Origin of the sequence: Melittangium boletus DSM 14713, from assembly GCF_002305855.1 — a bacterium.
Classification (GTDB): domain Bacteria; phylum Myxococcota; class Myxococcia; order Myxococcales; family Myxococcaceae; genus Cystobacter; species Cystobacter boletus.
The window spans coordinates 3,800,358-3,818,383 of record NZ_CP022163.1; the positions used below are offsets into that span (position 1 = coordinate 3,800,358).

Genomic DNA, 18,026 nt, shown 5'->3' on the forward strand with positions numbered 1-18,026 from the left:
CCAGGTCAGCGCCGAACCCGGAGCGGGAGAGCGGTCAGGCCGCGGACCGACTGCGAGCGGCGCCAGGTGAGTGCGGAGCGCGGCACGGCCAGCTGGATGTCCGTGTATCGTCGCAGAAGGGCGCGGAAGACGACCTTTGCCTCGAGCCGCGCGAGCGGAGCGCCGAGGCAGAAATGCGGCCCGAAGCCGAACGCGACGTGACGGTTCGGCTGGCGCCCGATATCGAACCGCTCCGGGTCTTCGAAGTACGCCTCGTCGTGGTTCGCCGAACCGAGGATCGGGCACACCGCCTCCCCCTTCCGGATGAACACACCGCGGAGTTCCGTGTCCTCGCGAGCGAAGCGAGGCGCGTTGAGCTGGACCGGGCTCGTGTACCGCAGCATCTCCTCGACCGCGGAGTCCATGAGCTCGGGGTGCGCCCGAAGGCGCTCGAGCTGATCGGGGTACTCCACCAGCGCGAGCACCCCGCTGCCGATCAAGTTGACGGTCGTCTCGTGCCCCGCGAGGAGGAGGATGAGGGTCGACGCGACGAGCTCGTCGAAGCTCAGCTTGTCACCGGCCTCCTCGGCCTCGATCATCGCGCTCAGGACGTCATCGCCCTTGTTCTTGCGGCGCTCGGCGATCAGCATCCGCAAGAAGCGGTTGAGCTTGATCATGTTGGGGACGTTCGTGAGGAGTTCCAGGGGACCGGCGCCGTCCAGCTCCAGGATGCCGTTCATCCAACGATGGAAGTCATGCTGATAACGTTCGTCGACCCCCATCATGTCGGAGATCACCGCGACCGGCAGCGGCAGCGCGAGGTCGGCCATCAAGTCCAGCGTGCCGCGCGCGTCGGCCGCATCCAGCAATCCGTCCGTGAGTTGCTCGATGCGTTGCTCGAGCGCGGCGACACGCGCCGGCATGAACGCCTTGTGCACGAGCGTGCGCAGGCGCCGATGGTCGACTCCGTCCTTCATCACCATGGAATCGACGATGCCCATCGAGAGCCGCGACTCGAGCCACGACACCTGGAGACCGGCGCTGCGCTTGTCGTTCGCGAAGCGCTCGGTGTCCTTGAGCAGCACCATCACGTCGTCGTAGCGCGAGACATAGAAGCTCTCGCCGCGGCGCCCCTGGTTCAGGCGGATGATCGGCATCTCTCGCCGCAGCCGCGCGTAGAAGGGATACGGGTCCCGACGGAATTCCGGCGTGACGAAGTTGAACGACGGCGTCGGCGCGGTGCTCGTGGCGCGGGTCTTCTTCGGCTCGTTGTTCGTCGTCGGGGTGGGGGCGGGGGCGGTCATGGTGTTCCCTTCAGGCGAGGTGGACGGGTGAGCCGCGTCCGCGGCGCATCGTCTCCACGTTCGCTATCATAGGTGACTCCCCGGCGTAGAGGCTCGCCGCGCCCCCCCGAGCCCCTCACCTTCGAGCTCGCGGGAACCCGTGTCGCGATCCCATGATTCTTTGGCGCGATCGGATTAGCGTCCTCTGGCGATCTTCGTGACTCTGCGTCTGGCCGAATCCCCGGCGCCACGAAGGATCCCGCGCATGTCGAAAGTCTGGCTCATCACTGGATGCTCACGCGGCCTTGGCCGCGATCTCGCCAAGGCCGTGCTCGCCGCCGGCCACCGCCTGGTGGCGACGTCACGCAATCCCGAGGAGCTCCAGGAACTCGTCGCACACCCTGGTGAGCAGGTGCGCGCGGTCGCGCTCGACGTGACCGATTCCGCCGCCGCGCGCCGGGCCGTGGCCGCCGCGACATCCGCCTTTGGCCGGCTGGATGTCTTGGTCAACAACGCCGGCTACGCGAACATCTCCTCCATCGAGGACGTGGCGGAGGAAGACTTCCGCGCGCAGGTCGAGACGAACTTCTTCGGCGTGGTGAACGTCACGCGCGCCGCGCTCCCCGTGCTCCGGGCGCAGCGCGATGGGCACATCATCCAGATCTCGTCCGTGGGTGGGCGCCTGGGAAGCCCGGGGCTCTCGGCCTACCAATCCTCCAAATGGGCCGTGGAGGGCTTCTCGGAGGTCTTGTCGAAAGAGGTGGGGCCGCTCGGCATTCGCGTGACGATCGTCGAACCCGGCGGCATGCGCACCAACTGGGCGGGCGCGTCGATGCGCATCGACCCGGTCCATGACGATTACAAGGCAACCGTGGGTGCGCTGCAGAACCTCCGCGAGCACGCGGGCATCGAGCGGGGCGACCCCCTGAAGGCGGCGCGGGCCATCCTCCAGATCGCCTCGGAGCCACAGCCGCCGCTTCGGCTCCTGCTGGGCTCGGACGCGGTGTTCCTCGCGGGGGCCGTTGCCCGGGCTCGAGCGGAAGAGGATGCCAGGTGGAAGTCACTCGGCATGTCGACGGACTTCGACGGCATGGGTGACTTCGCCGAGACTCCCATCGCCAGGATGCTGGCCGAGAAGAGGAACTGAATTGCCCGTCGATCTCGTTCCCGTGCCAGGTGTGCTGCTCGAGCGTTTCGCCGTGCTCGGCGTGGACGTCGAGCGCGTGCTGCGACAAGCAGGTGTGTTGCGCTCGCGATTCAAGGAAGCGAAGGCATACCTCACGACACGCGAGTTCCTGGCGCTCTGGCGAGCGCTGGAAACGGGCAGCGGGCGGGACGTGGGTCTGCGCGTGGGTTCCGAGGCGCTGCCGCACCAGTACGACGTGGCGTCGATGGCGGCGCTTCATTCCGGGAGCCTCGGCGAGGCCTTGGAGAAGCTCGCCCGGTACAAGCGCCTCACCTGCCCGAAGGATCTCACGATCGAGCTCGCGGACGGTGAGGCACGGCTGCGGTTCCACTGGGTACTCGCCGAGGGGGCGTTGCCGGTGCGCCTCCTCGATGCGACGTTCGCCTCCCTGCTCGCGCTCGCCCGCCGCGGAATGGGAAGACCGCTCATCCCGAGACGCGTCGAGCTGGCACGGCGTCGCGCCAACACGGACATGCTCACCCGCCACTTCGGCTGTGAGGTCGTGTTCGACGCCCCCGTGGATCTGCTCGTCCTCGATGCGCGGGCGCTGGACGAGCGGTTCGTGACCCACAACGCGGACCTGCTCGCCGTCCTCCTGCCCGGGCTCGAAGCCGCGCTGAGTGAACGCTCGCCCCATCGCTCGCTCGCCGATGACGCGCGGACCGCGCTCCGCCGGTGGATGTGCGGAGAGCGCCCTTCCGTGGAGAAGCTCGCCGACGAGCTCCGCATGAGTCCGCGCACGTTCCAGCGCCGGCTCAAGGAATCTGGGACGACCTATCAATCGCTGCTCGACGAGGTCCGCCGGGAATCCGCGTGCCGGCTGCTCGCGAACACCGACCTGGATGCGGGCGAGGTGGCCTTCCTGCTGGGCTTCGAGGAGTTGAACTCGTTCACCCGGGCCTTCCGCGGTTGGGAAGGGGTGACGCCGAACCAGTGGCGAGACTCGGAACGTCGATCGGCCTGAAGACGCGCAAAGGCCCTCCATGCCTCTCTTCCGCCTCCGCGCCGGAGGTAGACACGCTACAACAGCCGCACCGTCCCGTCCTCGAGACGATGGGGCACCCCCGTGCGCTGGAAGAGGGCGGCCACGCTCGTCGCCGGGTCCGCGCTCCCCTCGTCCAGCAGGCGCGCCATGTCCTCGGCCAGCGTCGGGTCCCCCGAGACGCGGGTCAGCTCGGCCAACCACTCCGCCCGCGAGAGGACACCGTCCTCTCGGTTGGCCTCCACGAGCGGCCGGAGGAAGTCGAACCAGTCCCGCCCTCCCCCGCGACGCACCGCTCCCTCGGCCGCCAGCGCGAACACCGCGCCACAGGCGTAGTAGGCCCGGTGCTCGCCCCGCTCGGCCGCGCTGGCCACGCTCCGGCCCCGTGAGAGCGTGAGACAGTCGTCCACCTCCTTCTGCAATCCGGCACGCGCGTCATACGCCGGATTCATTGCCTCGAGCGCCCGGATGGCCATCAGGTCCGCGCCCCCCTCCGTGATCCACGCATCGCGGGCGCGCTCGTAGTGGACGGTTTCTCCAAGCCAGAAGTGGGCGCTCTCGTGTCCGATGAACCAGCGCGCCCGGGCGAGGAGTTCCTCCGAGGGCCGCACCACGCCCTCGCCTTCGAAGGTCATGACGACGAGGCCGGGAAGGACGCTGCCGCCCATACTGGTCCTCCGCGGGGTGGGGCCATCCCAGCTGGCCATGAGGGTGTACTTGTCCGCGCCGCCCGGGCCGAGCCGTTCGGCGTAGAAGTCCGTGACCCGGGGGGTGAAGGCGCGAAGTTCGGCACCCATCCAGGGGGGCAGGGCAGGATCGAGCACGGTGGCCCATCGCTCGCCCTCCACCAGCCCGGCCTGACCGAACAGGACATAGGTGTTCGCGTCCCGCGCCACGGCCTCGGCGCGCCGCTCACCTCGAAACAGGACGGGTCCCGCGCGGTCACGCCACGTCACACGCGCGGGCCCGCCGGCCACCTCCACACCGTTCAGGTCATGGGGCAGTGCCCGCGCGGCCTCCATGGACCGCAACGGGATGACGTCGAACTGAGCGGTGTAGAGCGCGACCGATCCATCGGTGAAGAGCAGCGCCGGATCGTAGTCCGCCTCCAGGTCCACCGACGCGGGTCGGATCGCCACGCGCACGCGCCGCGGCACCGGACCGCCGTCCGCGGCCCGAAGAACATCACGTGTTCCCTGCCTCTCCAGCACGACGTTGGGCGTCTCGACCGTCCACTGCTCCGGCCGCCAGGGCTGGTGCGTCCTCAGCGCGAGAGCGGAGCGGATAAAAGCCCATACCGGCGCCTCCCGGTCGAGGACGAACTCGGCCGTCCAGCGGCCGCCGTCGCGCTCGACCACCACCTCCACGGGCCGTTCACTGGCGTTGGCGAGCGTCACGGGCGCGACGGCCATCGGGGCGGCACAAGCCGTGAGGCCGCCAGCGAGCATCAGGACGGCGAGGAATCGAACAGAGCGCATCGGTTGAGCTCCCGAGAACCGCCTGTCCAGGGGGACAGAGGCCCACGGTCACAGCCTATCGGAGGCGCCGCATGAACCCACGGTGAAGTCTCCGGGAATGAGGCGTGCGAGCCTTGGTGCCCGGTCTTGCTTTTAATTCAAGGAAGACGGTTTAGTCTGGAATGCATCCGGCTGTCGGGAGCGCGTGGACGCGCCTTGAGGCCGGTGCGGCAATCCCTCAGCCCCGCAGGGCCTGGAGTCCTGAACATGCGAAGACGTACGACCTCGTGGATGGAACACGCATTGGGCCTGCTGTTGGGGCTCTGGCTGGTGAGCGGCTGTGGCCAGCCCCCTGAAGGCCCCGTGGCGGAGCAGGCCGCGCTGGGGTCCCACCGACAGTCCGTGCAAGCGCGTTTGTTGTTGAGCACGGGTTGGGATCATTCTCTGGCCGTGCGCGCGGATGGCACCGTGTGGGCCTCCGGCTACAACCGATACGGGCAGCTGGGCAACGGCGGCTATGCCTCGAGCAGCACGCCGGCGAAGGTGACGGGACTGACTCGCGTGGTGGCGGTGTCCGCGGGGTATGAGCACTCGTTGGCCTTGCGCTCCGATGGCACCGTCTGGAGTTGGGGCTCCAATTTCAAAGGCCAGCTGGGCATTGGCTCCTGGAGCGATCAGAACGTCCCCGTGCAGGTGTCCGGGCTCCAGGACATGGTGGCCCTGGACGCGGGTTTTCATCACTCGCTGGCGGTGGGCTCCGATGGCACGGTCTGGGCCTGGGGCGAGAACGATGCGGGCGCGCTGGGCGATGGCACCACGACGGAGCGGACCTCGCCGGTGCGGGTGCTGGGGCTGAGTGGCGTGGTGGCCGTGGCCGCGGGTCATGACCACTCGCTGGCACTGCGCTCGGATGGCTCCGTGTGGGCCTGGGGTTCCAACTTCTCCGGAAAGCTGGGGGATGGCACCACGACGAATCAGACCTCGCCGGTGCGGGTGCTGGAGCTGAGCGACGTGGTGGCGGTGGCCACGAGCGACGGCCACTCGCTGGCGGTGCGCTCGGATGGCTCCGTGTGGGCCTGGGGTAGCAACGGCTCGGGTGAGCTGGGAGATGGCACCACGACGGCTCGGACCTCGCCGGTGCGGGTGCTGGGGCTGAGCGGGGTGACGGCCGTGTCCGTGGGCGTGAGCCACTCGCTGGCGGTGCGCTCGGACGGCTCCGTGTGGGCCTGGGGCTCCAATGCCGAGGGCCAGCTGGCGACGGGAAGCCGGGACGCGCTGCCTCACCCCGTGCCGAGCCCCTTTCCCGGAGTGAGCGGGGTCGTGGAGGTGGCCGCCGGTACGGGCTACTCGCTGGTGCGGCTCGCCGATGGCGCGGTGTGGGCCTGGGGCGAAAACTCCGTGGGCCAGCTGGGCAGCGGGCTCTTCTCGTCCACCTCGCGCGCCCAGGTGCAGGGACTGAGCGGGGCCGCGGCCATGGCCGCCGGACGTGCTCACTCGCTGGCGCTGCGCTCGGACGGCACGGTGTGGGCCTGGGGCTCCAACACCCATGGCCAGCTGGGCACCGCGACCTCGAACAGCCAGGCCACCGCGGGGCCAGTCCCGGCGCTCGGCGGCGTGGTGGCCGTGGCCGCGGGGGCCTTCCACTCGCTGGCGCTGCGCTCGGACGGCACGGTGTGGGCCTGGGGGCTCAATGGCCTGGGCCAGCTGGGGGATGGCACCACGACGAGCCGCGACGCGCCGGTGCAGGTGCGGGGGTTGAGCGGAGTGACGGCCGTGGCCGCGGGCGAGGGCCATTCGCTGGCGCTGCGCTCGGACGGCACGGTGTGGGCCTGGGGCGACAACGAGTACGGCAAGCTCGGTGATGGCACCCAGAGCAACCGTCCGCTGCCCGTGCAGGTGCAGGGGCTGAGCGGAGTGACAGCCGTGGCCGCGGGACCGCTGCACTCGCTGGCGGTGCGCTCGGATGGCACGGCGTGGGCCTGGGGATACAACCGGTACACGGGCCAGCTCGGGGATGGGACCCAGACCAGCCGCTCCGTCCCCGTGCAGGTCAAGAACCTGACGGGGGTGGTCTCCGTGGCCGCGGGCCAGCTCCACTCGCTGGCGGTGCGCTCGGATGGCACGGCGTGGGCCTGGGGGTCCAATGATCATGGCCAGCTGGGCCATGGCGACTCGAGCGTGAGCAGAAGCCTGACGCCGGTGCGCGTGAAGACGCTGACTGGAGTGCTCTCCGTGGCCGGAGGTGACGCCCATTCCCTGGCGGTGTGCCAGAACGGCGGGGTGTGGGCCTGGGGCAACAACGAGAAGGGCCAACGGGGCACGGGCACCAACAGCTACGCGCTCTACGCGCCGCTGCAGGTGGCGGGGGTGAGCGGCGGCACGGCGCTGGCCGCGGGCGGCTCGCACTCGCTCCTGGCCCTCTCCGATGGAACCGGGTGGGCCTGGGGCTTCAACGACGATGGCCAGCTGGGCAATGACCGGCCCGTGTACTACCCGACCGGTCTGCGCTCCCTGCTCAACTGAGCCACCTTCCGTGAGGACAGGGGCGAGCCCCCTCGGGCCTATAGTGGCGCCCTTCGATGAGGGAGGTGACGGGATGCGTGCTTACGTGCTGGGTCTCCAGGAGGTCGACCGAACCCGAATCATGGTGGTCGGGGGGAAAGGCGCGAGCCTGGGGGAGCTTTCCCGTCTGGAAGGGATCCGCGTACCGGATGGCTTTTGCGTTTCGACCGAAGCCTTCAAGCGGATCCTGGGAGAAGCGCCGACGCTGGGCGAATGGCTCGATCGGTTGTCGCGTCTGAAGGCGGAAGACCGGGATGGAATCCGGGAGCTCAGCGCGGAGATCCGCACGATCATCGAAGGGATAGCCATCCCCGAAGACATTCAGGAAGCGATCACCCGCTTCCTTTCCAGGCTCGGCGAGCAAGCCGCCTATGCCGTCCGGTCCAGCGCGACGGCGGAGGATTTGCCGACGGCTTCCTTCGCGGGCCAGCAGGACACGTACCTGAACGTCATCGGGAAGTCGGCGATCCTGGCGCACGTCAGCCGGTGCTGGGCGTCGCTCTTCACCGAGCGGGCGGTCTCCTACTGCGTTCGACACGGCTTCGACCACCGCAAGGTCCACATGGCGGTGGTGGTGCAGAAGATGGTCATCCCTCGGGCGGCCGGAATCTTGTTCACGGCCGATCCCGTGACCTCGAACCGGAAGGTGTCCTCCATCGAGGCGGGCTTCGGCCTCGGTGAGGCATTGGTCTCCGGCCTGGTGAACGCCGATGGCTACAAGGTGCGCAGCGGCCAGGTCACCGAGAAGACGGTCGCCACCAAGAAGCTGGCGACTTGGGCCTTGGCGGAGGGCGGTACGCGGGAACGGGCGCTCGAGCCCGAGCGGCGGAACAGCCCCGTGCTGACGGATGAGCAGATCGTGCGGCTCGAGCGCCTGGGCAGGCGGATCGAAGAGCACTTCGGTCATCCCCAGGACATCGAATGGTGCCTGGTCGACGACGCGTTCTCCATCGTCCAGAGTCGGCCCATCACGACCCTGTACCCCATCCCGGATGTGGGTGATCGAGGCAACCACGTCTTCATCTCCGTCGGCCATCAACAAATGATGACCGACCCCATGAAGCCCTTGGGGCTGTCCTTGTGGCAGTTGACCGCCGCTCGCCCCATGTATGCGGCGGGTGGGAGGTTGTTCGTCGATCTCACGAAGGAGCTGGCTTCACCGGCCAGCCGGGACGCCATTTTGAATGTCCTGGGCGGATCCGATCCGCTCATCAAGGACGCCCTCATGACCCTCATCGAGCGGGGCGATTTCATCGAACCGTCGCCCGCGGATCCACCCGCATCGGGTCCCGCTCAAGGCAAGCCAGGTCTGTCGCCCGCGGGTTCCCACCCGCCTCTCGACGACGATCCGGCGATCGTCGCCGAGTTGATCGCGCACAGCCAGACGTCGATCGAAGCGCTGAAGCGGAACATCCAAACGAAATCCGGAACGGAATTACTGGATTTCATCCTGGAAGACATTCAGCACTTGCGGAAGAGCTTGCTTGAACCGCGGAGCTTCAGCGCGATCATGGCCGGCATGAACGCCTCGTCTTGGATCAACGAGAAGATGATGGCGTGGTTGGGCGAGAAGAACGCCGCGGACACGCTCTCTCAGTCCGTGCCGAACAACATCACCTCGGAAATGGGGCTGGCGCTCCTGGATGTCGCGGACGCGATCCGGCCGCATCCGGAGGTGATCGAATACCTGCGAACTGCCAAGGATGAGGGCTTCCTGGAGGGCCTGACCCGGTTGGAGGGTGGACAGGCAGCCCACGACGCCCTCTCCGCGTATCTCGACAAATTCGGCATGCGATGCGTCGGGGAAATCGATGTGACGAGGACGCGTTGGCGCGAAAAACCCACGACCCTCGTCCCCTTGATCCTCGGCAACGTCAAGACCTTCGAGCCCGGGGCCAGCAGCCGGAAGTTCGAGCAGGGGCGGCAAGAGGCCTTGAAGAAGGAACAGGAGCTCCTGGCGCGATTGAAGCAATTGCCGGATGGGGAACAAAAAGCCGGAGAAGCGCAACGGATGATCCGCCGGCTCCGCAACTTCATCGGCTACCGGGAGTACCCGAAATACAGCATCGTCAATCGCTACTTCCTCTGCAAGCAGGCCTTGCTCAAGGAAGCCGAGCAGCTCGTGCGGGCCCACGTGATTCCTGAAAAGGAAGACATCTATTACCTCACCTTCCAGGAGCTTCGCGAAGTCGTGCGCACGAACCAGCTGGATGGCCAGATCGTCAGCCGACGAAAGGACGAGCACGAACGATACCGGAAGCTGACGCCACCGCGGGTCATCACGTCCGATGGTGAAATCGTCGCGGGTGCGTACAAACGAGCCGATCTCCCCGCCGGAGCCATCGTCGGTCTACCGGTCTCCTCGGGCGTGGTGGAGGGACGAGCCCGCGTCCTCTTGGACATGGCCGACGCTGATTTGTCAGAGGGGGATATCTTGGTCACCTCCTTCACGGACCCGAGCTGGACGCCCTTGTTCGTGTCCATCAAGGGCCTGGTGACCGAGGTGGGGGGACTGATGACCCATGGCGCGGTGATCGCCAGGGAATACGGCTTGCCGGCCGTCGTCGGCGTGGAGCAGGCGACCCGGCGGATCCAGGATGGGCAACGCATCCGCGTGCATGGAACGGAAGGGTACGTCGAGATCCTGCCCTCGTAGACTCCCTTGTTCCTCAGCCATCCTTCGAAAGAACTCATGAGTGCCGGGTCCATGAAGAACGCCAAGGCGGCCCCCCCCGCTCCTCTTCGAGGGGCTGGTGGAGAGAAGCACCGAGTGGCCGGGCCTCACGTGCCTGCCGCAATTGCTGGGGCCGGCGCGGCGACTGTTCCCGTGGTTCAACTGGACGAAGCGCTGGAGCAAGAGAGGGAGTGAGGACATGGCGGGAGCGCGGGGGCGCTTCGCCGAGCAATGGGCCGAGCCGGTGGAGTTGGAGGTGGCGCCCCTGCCGTGTTGGCGACGATTGGAGGAGCAGGAGCGGCGGCGTGCGGTGCGAGGACTGAGAGAGGAAGTGGAAGCCGAGGCGCGCGCACGGGACAAACCCGTCCTGGGGGCGAACGCCGTGAGGGCCCAGCACCCGCATACCCGGCCCGAGCACATCAAGCGCAGCCCACGGCCGCTGGGGCATGCCTCCACTCGCCAGGCGTTGCGGCAGTTGCGCGAGCAGTACCGGACCTTCGTCGCGGCGTTCCGAGAAGCGGCGGCGCGCTGGAGACGGGGGACTTCTCCGTGCCCTTTCCGCTTTTCTCCTTCCCTCCCCGTGTTGTGCCGGGTCTCGTCACTCGAATTCTTTGACACCCAGACGGACACCCAGACGGGGCTCCGACGACAGAGGACGGGCGCTTTACGAAAAGAGCACCCGACTCATCTGAAGCGCGGCGATCCGGGCTCTGTACTTCTTGTACAGTGTGTCTGAGTGGATGAATGGAATGGCCGAGGACAGGTCATCGAGATACCGCGTGAGGAACACGCAGATTTCCTTGATCACGAGATTCCGAGGGACCTTGACGGGCTTTTCTCTGTCCCGTTCAGGTAGGACGATGAGCGGGTGTTCTTTGGACTCATCCTGTGTTCTCGTATAGATCCAGGTCATGCTCCTATCCGTCGCGAAAATGATGATGGGAAACCACTGCATGAAGTCCACGAACATCCATGAGTAGAACTTGAAATCAGAAGGGACCTCCGGGAAATGTTTTCTAAGTTGGTGGGGAGTCTCGGGCGGAAGGTCCCTCAGTTGCTCTGCCAATGGAAGGCAGGCGAGTACAAATTCAATGAACCTGCTGGAGGACATGGGCAGGGAATATCCATCGATTTCGAGCGTAACTGTCAGTCCCTTGGGTTTGTAGTCGTAGAATGCTGACTCCAAGTCATACCCCTCGTATTTCTCGGGTGTTGGAATCGAAGTCCGTGGATTAGTGTAGTTGATACGGAATTCGTTGCTCATGGAGGAAGTCCTCGAGGATAGATGGTCTTGATGGTGCCGTTGGCATTGAACACGGCTCGAATACTGACGACCTCTAGTTCTACGACATTATCGATCTGAGTGTCGAAGGCGAGCGGCGTGATGCCTTGAGGAACCTCGTTCCTGACCATGAATGCTCGCCCGATCTCTGCATTGGCTGGAAGGTCGACAATGCGCGGGCCTCCAGCGGCGTTCACGTAGAATCTTCCCGCATTCAATTCGGCCGTCGCCAGCTGGATGCCCTCCAGGAGTGCCCTGTCGGAGTTGAATTTGCCCGAGGTGAAGCTTTTGTTCTGGAGCGCCTCGTTGATGACTTCCAATAGATCTTTTAGTGGACCATGTCCGTCGATGGCATGTGAGAGACCAAGGAGTTTGTATATTTCCTTGCACTTTGTTGGGCCCAGTATGTGTCCATCCAATACCAACTGTCCAGCGTCGTTGGTGTGGATCGTTCGCGGCCCGTTCTTGAAAGGGACGGTAACGGAAAATTCATTGCTCGCTTTGTCTACCCCCTTCATGAAGGCCTGTTCGAACTCCTCCAGTTCACGGGCGCTCAGGCCATCGAAGTCGATGTTCTTGGCGAAGTTCTTGAGCCGCAGCTCCTTCAGGAAGACGTCGAACCGCTTGATTCCCGTCTTGGCTGCGTAATAAGCCGTATTGACAACCTTGAGAATGATTGCTGGATCCAGTCCGGAATACAGCGTGCTGCGGCTGGCTCGAAGGGCCGCGCAAAGTTCCTCGGCGGCGGCGTGGTACTGTCGTTCGGCGAGACTGGCGGCGGCTTTGCTCTTCGTAACTGCCCGCGACAGCTCGTCGGCGCGCTGAGCTTGCGACTTCACGTGAGCTTGTGATGCGCGGGGTACGCTGTTCGACGGGAGTCGCGGAGCGGCGCCAAGGAGTTGTTTGAGCTGTGCCCTCAGCCACCGGTTGATTTCCTCCTTGGCCAGGTTGAGCCGGGCATGGCATTGCCTAATCGTCTGCTTGATTTCGCGCAACTGGGCGATAAACTCCTTCAGTTGTTTGGCATCCACGACCCGCTTGGCGAGCCAACCGGTGGCGACCTGTTCCGCGCTCGTAAGCAAGGAGTTCAGGACGTTCAGTGCCTGCTTGATCAGGAGGAACGCCTGCTCCACCCGCTTGTCGAGGTCGCCTTCGAAGCGCTTCAACCAATCCTGGGCCTTCAGGTTCCCGACGCCAAGGTGCTTCACCACCTTGTCCAGTTCGCGCCAGAGCCGCTGGGCCTGGACAGCCGTCAGCGTCCCACCCACCTTGCCGAGCGTCGCGAGGAACGAGATGAGGACGCGGAGCACGCCCTTGACGGCGGAGCCCACTTCCGGGATGCAACCCATGGCGATGATGAAGATGTTGAGCCAAATCCAGTACTCATAGGGAAGGCCCAGCACCGACTCATGGCGCCTCTGCTCCGTTTCATCCTCCAGGTAGTACTCGATGATGTCCTTGAGGCCCGCGATGATATCCCTGACATCCAGGATCTGGTCCACCACCGGGATGAGGCCCAGAATCGTATTGACGATGATCTGGCTGAGCGCGGGATCCTTGTTGAAGTCGCCTTGCGCCGTTCCCAGGATCCAGTCCCAAATGGCCTCGAGCCACGATTGATTGGTGGGAGTCTTCCCTGAGGTTTCCGCTGCTTTGGGGGCGGATGCCTTGTGCACGCCACCTGAAGTGGGACCGGTAGGCTTGACCTCCGAGTGGACATTCTTGGGGCGGAAGTCCGCTCGTTTCTCCGTGCCGACCGAGTCCAATGTCTCCAAGGTCGGTCGGTCAACGGTTCCTTGGGGATTTCCCCAGGGAATGAGGTGGTGTGCTCGTTGAAACGCGCTCACCGCCGAGCGGGTCGCGGGGCCGAAGATCCCCGGGCTCATGTTCATCCGCTCTTGGAGGAGCTGTCCAGAGACCACGAGCAATCGCTGGAGTTCCTTGACCGCGGAGCCCTCCATCCCGAATCGGAGGGTTGCTTCACCGGAGCGAACGTCCTCGATGTCTGGAGCCGCTGCGCGACCGGGGCTTGAATGGGGAATCGTGCTCGGCGGGCGTGCTTTGCCTCCCCGTGTGGCTGTGCTGCCGCTGGTCAGGCTGGTCGTCCGCAGGAGCTCTTTCGCGAGCGCGCTCGGGTCTTTGCTGCTGCTGGGGATGCGCAGCACTTGCCCGACCTGAAGCCGGTCATCGTGCAATGTGTTGACTCGGCTCAGCAGTTCAACACTGGTCTTGTACCGTCTGGAGATCCCCCACAGCGTGTCTCCCGTACGAACCCGGTAGTCAATTTCACCCATGAGCGTCCTCATTGTAGAGGTCCTGGCCAATCGGGGGGAGGGGTCGCTTCAGAACGATGCCGTGCTCCACGATAACACCCCCCCTTTTGCTTCGAGCGGGAGTCTACTCGTCCTGGCCTTCTCGCTCCCATGGGCGCATTCCCTGGACGAGTGCATACCGCCTTTGCCCCCCCTTTTCGTGGACCAGCCAGGAGCCGGGCGCTTCGGCGCGATTTCAATGCGGGCCAGTTTAGTCCTGTTTGAAGAGGCCCTCATGCCGGGGCACCCTGGACGTCCCCGGGGAGACCAGCATGGTGGAGAGGCTCCGAATGCTCCGGATGAGCAAGATGACGGACTACGGCATCATGCTGCTGACCGAACTGGTGCATGCCGGCTCCGGGACGCGCACGGCCAAGGAACTGTCGGCGTGTGCCCAGGTGCTGCTGCCCTCGGTGAGCAAGGTGCTCAAGGGCCTGCACGGCGCCGGCCTGTCACGGAGATCATCACCGCCCTAGAAGAACCCGTGTCCTTCACCGCATGCGGCGCCCACGGCATGTACGAGGTTGGCCCCGGCACGAGGGCCACCCCAGGCCGCTTGGTGTTGAGGCTCAAGACAGCCAAGAGGTCCAGGCCCCCTGCCATGCACCTGAGGGGAGCACAGCCTGGGCAGGCGTGTACCTCAAGGGGCTGCGCGGCCTGTCCACCGGACGGGAGCAACAGGGCCCCCATCCCTCTCATGCGGCGGGAATCGACCCCGCCGCTGGAGGCATCCGAAAAATGCCCTCTCTGTGCCGGACAGCGGCTGGGCGTCGGCGCGGAGTTCTCATTGCCGTGGGGACAACGCCTTCTCGCTCGCCTCGCTTGGCGCCACGCGGTACCCGCTCTTCCGGGACGGCGCGAGGCTCGGGCCCTTCTCGGCCATTTCGCGTGGGCGTTGTTCAGAAGGCCACGAGCACGGGTTCCCGGTGTCGCCCTCCACGCAACACGGGACCTCCGGTTCTGGGTGGAAACGCGGCGCCTTCGAGGAAGACCCGAGTTGCTGGGAGGTCGGCATGAGGTCTGCATTGAGTCTCCGCATCCGCCGGCTCGCTGCCTCCGGCGGGTTGTCTGTCCATTTCCTGGTACCCACACCTGGAAGGAAGAACCCCATGTGCAACCTCCGCCGCTCCGTGACCCTGCTCGCCGTCCTGTTCGCCGGTGCCGCCTCCGCTCAAATCAAGTCCGCCAACCCCATGAACCACGTGGGTGAGCAGCACAACGCCTACCTGGCGTGCCTGCAGAAGGTGAACGCGGATGGGAAGAGCAATCCGCTCGAGGCCCTGGTGGACCAGTGCGGCTTCAAGCCGGAGCAGCCGGCCGACGAGTTCATCCAGGAGTACACGGAGCTCATGCCGGAGAACCTGTTGGCTCCGCTCAGCGAGACGCTCGCTCCGCACCGCAAGGCGTTCAATGACAAGCAGTACTACTTCGCCCTGGAGATCGAGCGCGTCCTGTCGACCCAGTCGCCCGAGCAGGCGTCCAAGTCACTGGCCGACCTGGAGAACAAGGCGGTGCAGTCGCTGGGCCGCGAGACGGCGGACCTGGCGGTGCTCTCGGGCGTGTCCACGGCTCGCCACTCCCTGCTCTTCTGGACGCAGAGCCCCCCGGCGAGGATCAAGTGGTGGCATGTGGTGCTGGCGGATGTGGCCGGTGGCGTCGTCGGCGGCGTCGTCGGCGGCGTCGCGGGCGCCGTGGGTCTGGGTACGGCCTGCTCCAACGCCGTCGCGCAGCTGGACTAACTCTCCGTGGGGAGCCCACCGCCCCCGTGGTGCTTCTCCAACCAGGCAACGCCGCACGTCACCAGCCGGCGTGCATCGAACAGATAGGACGGCGCCCGCGCGATCCTTCCCGCGCGGCCGCCCCCCTGCGCGAGACACAGCTCCGCGATGGCCGTGAAGTAGTCTCCGCCGGACGCGAGCAGCGCGTCGGTCACCGGCTCGCTCGTGTCGAACTCCTCGAACGAAACCCAGCGCCGTTCGCCCTCCACCCAGAGCGGCCGCTCGTACCGCGTGATGCGCTTGCCGGGGATGTTCGCCAGGTGCTCCACGTGGTGCAGCAACGTGATCTTCTCGAGCGGCGCACCGAGCATCAGCACCTTGCCGCCCCCCTCCGCCAGCTTGTGCAGCGGAGAGCCCGGGCCATACCCGTATCGCAGCGGGTGGTCCGCGCAGATCCACTCCGCGCGCGCACCGATCGCCGCCACCCCGGCATCCGGGTGATCGCTCCGAACCGCACCGGGCCAGGTCCGAATCGTCTCCGCGAGAATCCCGTGGTCGCGGCTCGCCCGCGCGATGCGCTTGTCGAACGTGGGGATCTCCTCGCGAAGGCGCTCGTCCTCGAAGTCTTCCGGCTCCGCCCCCATCTCCCAATCCATGTACGCCATGAGCGTGCCGCCGCCGCCCACCGCATCGAGCAGGGACTGAACCACGGTGTTCACGCCGCCCAGCACGGGGCCCAGGCTCCGGAGGCCGGCATGCACCATCACGAGATCGCCAGCATCCACCCCCAGCCGCCGCAGCTCTCCTCTCAGTTGGGTACGGGTCACGGTCACCGAGGCTCGGGTCAAGAGAGGATCTCCAGCGGGACATCGTACCATTCCACGGGGCCGGACCCGCCCGGGCGTCTCACTCACAGCCGCGCGGACGAGGCGTAGCCCACGAACAAGTCCCCCGTCAGGCGCGGGGGTTCCTTGCCCTCGGCCCGGCGCAGCAAGTCATTGAAGATCCGGCCTCCCCGGCTGTACACCGAGGGGAAGCGGGGATTGACCCGGCTGCGCATCACCCCCGGGCCCACCCGGTGCACGAAGGTGACGGTGCCATTGCTCGCCACCGACTCGACGATGCCCACGTGCGTGAGGCCATCGTTGCGCCGGCCATCTCCATTCCGGTCATACGTCTCGCGGAAGAAGATGAGATCTCCCACCTGGGGCTTGCCCCAGTGCACCGCGCCCAGCGCCGCCGCGCGCCGGTAGATGGCCGTCACCGCGTTCTCCTCGCGCCGGGGCCGGTGCAGCAGCTCCACCCCCACCGAGTAGTACGCGACGCGCACGAGCCCCGAGCAGTCATTGGGCACCCGCGCGGGAATCACCGATTCCCCCACCAGGCCCGCCGCGCGCCGCGCCACGCGCTGACCCCACAGGGCCCGCGTCACTCCGGGCGCCTTCACCGCGGCCTGGACCGTCTCCTTGGCCTTCGCCTCGAGTCCCGTCGGCGGAGTCGCGGCGGCCTGCCTGGACATGCACAGCGCACGTCCCAACTCCGCGGACGCGCGATGCATCCCCACCAACGATGCCGTTCCGAGAGCTCCAATCACGCACGTGACCCACACACTGCGCAGCGTTCCGCGGACCAACAAGCGACCCCCCTTGAGCGTTTCGCGCGGGGCGCACTGCGAGCGTCATGCCACCCCCTCTGGCCCTGGGAACAAGTCTCCTGGCCAAAAACACCCACCTTTCCCCTGCGCCCCCTGTCGTGTGGGCCCGTTCGAGGGTGCACGCCTCTCGGAAAGTGATTGCCACCCCAACGGAAAAAAGAGACCTGCGACGGAATAATTTTACCCTGAGTATGGAACCACGAATGCGGTCAGGCCGAGGTGCACCCTTCCCTTGCCCCATTACATTCATCATATTACATCCATCATCCCCATATGATACCCCTGGCGCATGCGGCGCACGTCGCGCGCGCTCGGGAGCGAAGCCACCGCATGAGCCAGAAGTCGGAACAGAAGCAGAAGTCCCATGAAGCCATCCTCGCGTCCGCGGCCACGCTGCTGCTCGAGCGGGGCATCCGCGCCAGCTCCGTCATGGACGTGATGAAGGGGGCGGGCCTCACCGTGGGGGGCTTCTACGGCCACTTCGACTCCAAGGAGCACCTCTTCACCGAGACCATCCGCGCCACGGCCCGCACCCTGTGGAACCGGCTGCTCCACCGGGCGACGGCGGAAGGCGGCCCGAGCCGTTCCCCCGCCCTCATCGTCCTCGAGCGCTACCTGTCCCGCGAGCACCGCGACCGCGCGGACTCCGGCTGCCCTCTGCCGAGTATCGCCCCCGAGGTCGCGCGGGAAGGCGAGCCCTACCGGGGAGCGCTGGAGGGCGAGCTCGCCGAGTTCCTGCGCTCGTTCAGCGCCCTGCTCGGCCCCGGTGAGAAGTCCCGGCGCAAGGCACTCGGGGTGTTCGCCCTCATGTACGGCGCGCTGTCGTTGTCCCGCGCCGTCCGCGGCACGCGCCTGAGCGATGAATTCCTCGAGGCCGCCCAGGAGCTCGGCACGGCCGCCCTCACCCAAGAGCCTCCCCCGCCCCCGCGCGCGTGAG

Annotated in this window: 13 protein-coding genes; 7 read left to right on the plus strand and 6 right to left on the minus strand. The window is 66.3% G+C overall.

Annotation, left to right across the window (positions count from 1 at the left end; all coding sequences use genetic code 11):
* Positions 1-5: 5 nt before the first annotated feature.
* Entirely contained in the window at positions 6-1,283 is a 1,278-nt protein-coding gene (locus tag MEBOL_RS16065; protein ID WP_095978263.1) for a cytochrome P450 family protein, read from the minus strand.
* 244 nt (positions 1,284-1,527) lie between these two features.
* On the opposite strand from MEBOL_RS16065, the gene MEBOL_RS16070 reads away from it, so the two are divergent.
* Together MEBOL_RS16070 and MEBOL_RS16075 are read left to right on the plus strand one after the other, a co-directional pair.
* Positions 1,528-2,409, plus strand: a complete 882-nt coding sequence (locus MEBOL_RS16070) for an oxidoreductase (RefSeq protein WP_095978264.1) — start codon at positions 1,528-1,530, stop codon at positions 2,407-2,409.
* A gap of 1 nt (position 2,410) precedes the next feature.
* Positions 2,411-3,412 carry an AraC family transcriptional regulator gene (locus tag MEBOL_RS16075; protein ID WP_218920913.1) on the plus strand — a complete coding sequence of 334 codons (1,002 nt, stop codon included), beginning with the start codon at positions 2,411-2,413 and terminating at the stop codon, positions 3,410-3,412.
* 56 nt (positions 3,413-3,468) lie between these two features.
* On the opposite strand, the gene MEBOL_RS16080 is transcribed toward MEBOL_RS16075, so the two are convergent.
* Positions 3,469-4,908, minus strand: a complete 1,440-nt coding sequence (locus MEBOL_RS16080; protein ID WP_095978266.1) for a gluzincin family metallopeptidase — start codon at positions 4,906-4,908, stop codon at positions 3,469-3,471.
* A 246-nt stretch (positions 4,909-5,154) separates the two neighbouring features.
* On the opposite strand from MEBOL_RS16080, the gene MEBOL_RS16085 reads away from it, so the two are divergent.
* Positions 5,155-7,410, plus strand: coding sequence for an RCC1 domain-containing protein (locus MEBOL_RS16085; protein ID WP_095978267.1), 2,256 nt, complete (start codon positions 5,155-5,157; stop codon positions 7,408-7,410).
* A 73-nt stretch (positions 7,411-7,483) separates the two neighbouring features.
* Positions 7,484-10,105, plus strand: a complete 2,622-nt coding sequence (gene rph / locus MEBOL_RS16090; RefSeq protein WP_095978268.1) for a rifamycin-inactivating phosphotransferase — start codon at positions 7,484-7,486, stop codon at positions 10,103-10,105.
* Between the two features lie 682 nt (positions 10,106-10,787).
* Here rph and MEBOL_RS16100 read toward each other — a convergent pair.
* Both MEBOL_RS16100 and MEBOL_RS16105 read right to left on the minus strand, forming a co-directional pair.
* On the minus strand, positions 10,788-11,387 hold the full coding sequence (locus tag MEBOL_RS16100) for a hypothetical protein (RefSeq protein ID WP_095978269.1): 600 nt from the start codon (positions 11,385-11,387) through the stop codon (positions 10,788-10,790).
* Positions 11,384-13,699, minus strand: coding sequence for a LysM peptidoglycan-binding domain-containing protein (locus tag MEBOL_RS16105; protein WP_170115523.1), 2,316 nt, complete (start codon positions 13,697-13,699; stop codon positions 11,384-11,386). Before MEBOL_RS16105 ends, MEBOL_RS16100 begins: the two co-directional genes overlap by 4 nt.
* 308 nt (positions 13,700-14,007) lie before the next feature.
* On the opposite strand from MEBOL_RS16105, the gene MEBOL_RS16110 reads away from it, so the two are divergent.
* Positions 14,008-14,193, plus strand: a complete 186-nt coding sequence (locus MEBOL_RS16110; protein WP_179956421.1) for an Rrf2 family transcriptional regulator — start codon at positions 14,008-14,010, stop codon at positions 14,191-14,193.
* 633 nt (positions 14,194-14,826) lie between these two features.
* Complete coding sequence (locus MEBOL_RS16115; RefSeq protein ID WP_170115405.1) at positions 14,827-15,456, plus strand: hypothetical protein; 630 nt, start codon at positions 14,827-14,829, stop codon at positions 15,454-15,456.
* Here MEBOL_RS16115 and aac(3) read toward each other — a convergent pair.
* Together aac(3) and MEBOL_RS16125 are read right to left on the minus strand one after the other, a co-directional pair.
* Complete coding sequence (gene aac(3) / locus MEBOL_RS16120; RefSeq protein ID WP_245919807.1) at positions 15,453-16,283, minus strand: aminoglycoside 3-N-acetyltransferase; 831 nt, start codon at positions 16,281-16,283, stop codon at positions 15,453-15,455. The genes MEBOL_RS16115 and aac(3) overlap by 4 nt on opposite strands.
* A gap of 62 nt (positions 16,284-16,345) precedes the next feature.
* Complete coding sequence (locus MEBOL_RS16125; protein WP_095982814.1) at positions 16,346-16,954, minus strand: CHAP domain-containing protein; 609 nt, start codon at positions 16,952-16,954, stop codon at positions 16,346-16,348.
* A gap of 465 nt (positions 16,955-17,419) precedes the next feature.
* On the opposite strand from MEBOL_RS16125, the gene MEBOL_RS16130 reads away from it, so the two are divergent.
* Complete coding sequence (locus tag MEBOL_RS16130) at positions 17,420-18,025, plus strand: TetR/AcrR family transcriptional regulator (protein ID WP_095978273.1); 606 nt, start codon at positions 17,420-17,422, stop codon at positions 18,023-18,025.
* Position 18,026 lies beyond the last annotated feature (1 nt).